Source organism: Jatrophihabitans sp., from assembly GCF_051960575.1.
Lineage (GTDB): Bacteria > Actinomycetota > Actinomycetes > Mycobacteriales > Jatrophihabitantaceae > JBQCEE01.
In genome coordinates, this window is sequence record NZ_JBQCEE010000241.1 from 1 (window position 1) to 3,243 (window position 3,243).

Annotated in this window: 5 protein-coding genes; 3 read left to right on the forward strand and 2 right to left on the reverse strand. The window is 74.7% G+C overall.

The window, feature by feature from the left end; translation table 11 throughout:
- From ACTHMS_RS13460 to ACTHMS_RS13470, 3 genes are all read left to right on the forward strand, one after another.
- Nucleotides 1-405, forward strand: a 405-nt coding sequence (locus tag ACTHMS_RS13460) for an ROK family protein (RefSeq protein WP_440307181.1), incomplete at its 5' end; no start/stop codon positions are given.
- Between the two features lie 36 nt (nucleotides 406-441).
- On the forward strand, nucleotides 442-1,392 hold the full coding sequence (locus ACTHMS_RS13465) for a bifunctional riboflavin kinase/FAD synthetase (RefSeq protein ID WP_440307182.1): 951 nt from the start codon (nucleotides 442-444) through the stop codon (nucleotides 1,390-1,392).
- A gap of 49 nt (nucleotides 1,393-1,441) precedes the next feature.
- Entirely contained in the window at nucleotides 1,442-2,092 is a 651-nt protein-coding gene (locus ACTHMS_RS13470; protein WP_440307183.1) for a PASTA domain-containing protein, read from the forward strand.
- A gap of 76 nt (nucleotides 2,093-2,168) precedes the next feature.
- Here the strand turns inward: ACTHMS_RS13470 and ACTHMS_RS13475 are convergent, their stop codons facing one another.
- Both ACTHMS_RS13475 and ACTHMS_RS13480 read right to left on the reverse strand, forming a co-directional pair.
- Nucleotides 2,169-2,714 carry a GNAT family N-acetyltransferase gene (locus ACTHMS_RS13475; RefSeq protein ID WP_440307184.1) on the reverse strand — a complete coding sequence of 182 codons (546 nt, stop codon included), beginning with the start codon at nucleotides 2,712-2,714 and terminating at the stop codon, nucleotides 2,169-2,171.
- A gap of 7 nt (nucleotides 2,715-2,721) precedes the next feature.
- The coding region (locus tag ACTHMS_RS13480) for an ATP-dependent DNA helicase (RefSeq protein ID WP_440307185.1) at nucleotides 2,722-3,243 on the reverse strand (522 nt) is incomplete at its 5' end.

A 3,243-nucleotide genomic window follows, 5' to 3' on the forward strand; every position in this document is an offset into this window, starting at 1 on the left:
CGGGTGCCCGGTGCTCGCGCCCGGTGCCGGTGCGGTGCCCGCGGCTGTCTCGAGACCGTTGCCTCGATCGACGCGGTATACGCCCGTCTCGACCGTGGTGCGGCGCCAGACCTGGCGGGCGCCGCCGCGAGGTCCGTGCTGGCCGAGGCCGGGCACGCCCTGGGCGTCGTGCTCGCCGGTTTGTGCAACTGCCTCAACCCGCAGGCCGTCGTGATCGGCGGTGAACTCGGCGCGGCCGGTGCCGCCGGTGACGCTGTGATCGCGGCGGTGCGCACGGCGATCGACACCGAGGCGATGCCCGCGGTGGCCCGCGCCGTCACGGTGCTGCGCGCGCAGCTCGGCGCCCGTGCCGAGCTGCTCGGCGCGGTGTGGTGGGCGATCGAGCAGGCACAGCGCGCGGCATGAGACGGTGCGCCGTCGCCGCTCAGTAGGCTCGGCCCCGTGCAACGCTGGCATGGGCTCGACGCCGTCCCGTCCGACTGGGGGCGGTGCGTCGTCACCATCGGTGTGTTCGACGGGGTGCACCGCGGGCACCAGGACATCATCGGCCGGGCGGTCGCGCAGGCGAGGCAACGCGGCGTGCCCAGCGTGCTCATGACGTTCGTGCCTCACCCGTCGGAGGTCGTGCGCCCCGGCTCGCACCCGCCGGTGCTGACGAGCATCGTGCGTCGCGCGGAGCTCGTCGAGCAGTTCGGGATCGACGTCTTCTGCGCGCTGCCGTTCTCGCTCGAGCTCTCGCAGATGCCACCGGACGCGTTCGGCCACTGGGCCCTCGTCGAGAAGCTGCACGCCGCGGGCGTGATCGTCGGCGAGAACTTCCGCTTCGGCCACAAGGCGGCCGGGGACGTCGCGACGCTGCAGCAGCTCGGCACCCGCTGGGGCTTCAGCGCCGAGGGCATCCCGCTGCTCGCCGACCACGGCACGCCGCTGTCGGCCACCTACGTGCGCTCGTGCGTGCAGGCGGGCGACATGCCCGGGGCCGCCGCGGCGCTCGGGCGCCCGCACCGGCTCGACGGCGTCGTCGAGCGCGGCGACCAGCGCGGGCGCGAGCTCGGCTACCCGACGGCCAACCTGCGCACCGACCCGTGGGCCGCGGTGCCGGCCGACGGCGTCTATGCCGGCCGTGCGTGGCGCCTGGACGAGTGGGGCCGCACCGTCGGCGACGAGCCGCTCGCCGACGCCGCCATCTCGATCGGCACCAACCCCACCTTCGAGGTGCGCCAGCGCCGCGTCGAGGGCTACCTGCTCGACTTCAGCGGCGACCTCTACGGCCAGGCGCTCGGCTTCGAGTTCGTGCAGCGGCTGCGCGGCATGGCGAAGTTCGACAGCGTCGAGGCGCTCGTCACCCAGATGGACGCCGACGTCGACAACGCCCGCGCCGTCCTCGCCTGACCGCCGGCACCTGCTGGCCGCCGCGGCGCTGTCAAGCTAGCCTGACAATGTGGCGGATGACGACGACCAAGACCGCGACGCGTGGCGCCGCCTCGACCGCTGGTTCGACGACGACGCGGTCTCCGGCGAGGCGCTGCGGGCGCTGACCGACGTCGGCCGGGCCCGCCGGCTGCTCGACCAGGCCGAGTTGCACGCCGTGCGACAGGCGCGCCGCGACGGCGCCTCATGGGCCGAGATCGCGACCCGGCTGGGTGTCTCGCGGCAGGCCGCCTGGGAGCGGTGGCGCGACCTGGACGTGCCGGCGTCCGGTACCGGGCAGGCCGCTGCCGGCGAGGCGGCGCGGGGATCCGCGGTCGACCGGGTCGTGCGCGGTCTGATTCGTCGCGCAGCGGGGTCGGCGGTCGTGCCCGACCTGGTCGGCCTCAGCTACGCCGATGCCTTCGACATCCTGCTCGCCGCCGGCCTGGCACCGACGCCGGCCGACAAGGACCAGCCGCCGATCGAGCCCGCCGAGCGCGGCGCGTTCCGGGTCGTGCGCCAGTACCCCGACTCGGGCACGAAGGTGCCGGCTGGCTCGGTCGTGCGACTCTGGCTCGAGCGGGGCGGCGGCGAGGCCGGTGTGCGCGAACCTCGGCGCCCGACGCCCCCCTCGCGCGAGACGGCGGGCGAACCCGACCTCGGGGTGGTCGTCGGAGAGTGACCGACGGTGTCCTCGCCCGACCCGCCAGCTCGATGATCTCGGGAAAACCCGGGTCAGACCCGGGGTTTCCCCGAGATCATCGCAGGTCGGGGCTGCCGGGGCGGTCGAGGCGGTAGACGTAGTGCAGCGGGTCGTCGACCGGGTTCTCGGGCGGGATGTCGCCCTCGGCGACGCGGCGGAAGCCGACCCGCTCGAGCAGCCGCCAGGACGCGCGGTTGCCGGCCACGACGGCGACGAGGATCGCCGGGGCGTCCGGATAGGCCGTCCAGGTGTCGGCGCAGACCGCCGCCACGATCCGTGAGCCCAGCCCGCGCCCGCGGTCGGGCGCCGAGCCGACGAGGTAGTCGACCGACACGGCACCGTCGGGCACGTCGGCGACGCGCAGGAAGTCGGTCATGTCCTCGGCGTAGTCGGCGATGCGCGAGCGCTGGACGAACGCCACCGGGCGCCCGTCGAGCGACACGACGAGGTCCTCGCCCGGCTCCTCGCCGCGCGCCGCCGGCCCGAAATCGGTCTCGACCTCGAGTGGATCGTGGTACCACCAGCGGTGCACATCGGGGTCGCCCAGCCACGACGCGAGCAGCGGCAGGTCGGCCAGCGTCAACTGCCGCCAGGTGATCACCGCCGCCTCAGCCGACGTCCTCGCGCAGCAGCTCGGCCAGCCGCGTGCGGCGGGGGAGCGCGCCGACCTGCCGCACCGCCCGCACGACCGCGGGGCCGGCCGCGTGCACGATCGACAGGTGCTGCTGCGCGCGTGTCAGCCCGGTGTAGACCAGCGGACGCGACAGCATGCGCCCGGCCTCGGGCACCAGCACCACCACGACGGCGGGGAACTCCGAACCCTGCGCGCGGTGCACCGTGATGGCCCAGCCGTGCAGCAGGTCGGCGAGAGCCTTGCCCTTCACCTCGGCCGGTCCGGACGCGAACTCCACGGTCACCGTGCCGTCGGGCCCGACCCGGTCGACGACGCCGACCTCGCCGTTGGCGTAACCCACCGGCTCGGCCTCGAGGTGGTTCGCGGTCGCGACGACCCGATCACCTGGGTCGAACCGTCTCTCGCCCGACCCGGGGTTGAGACGCTTCTTGAGCGCGGCGTTCAGTTCGATCGTGCCGGCGGGCCCGCGGTGCACGGGCGTGACGACCTGCACCTG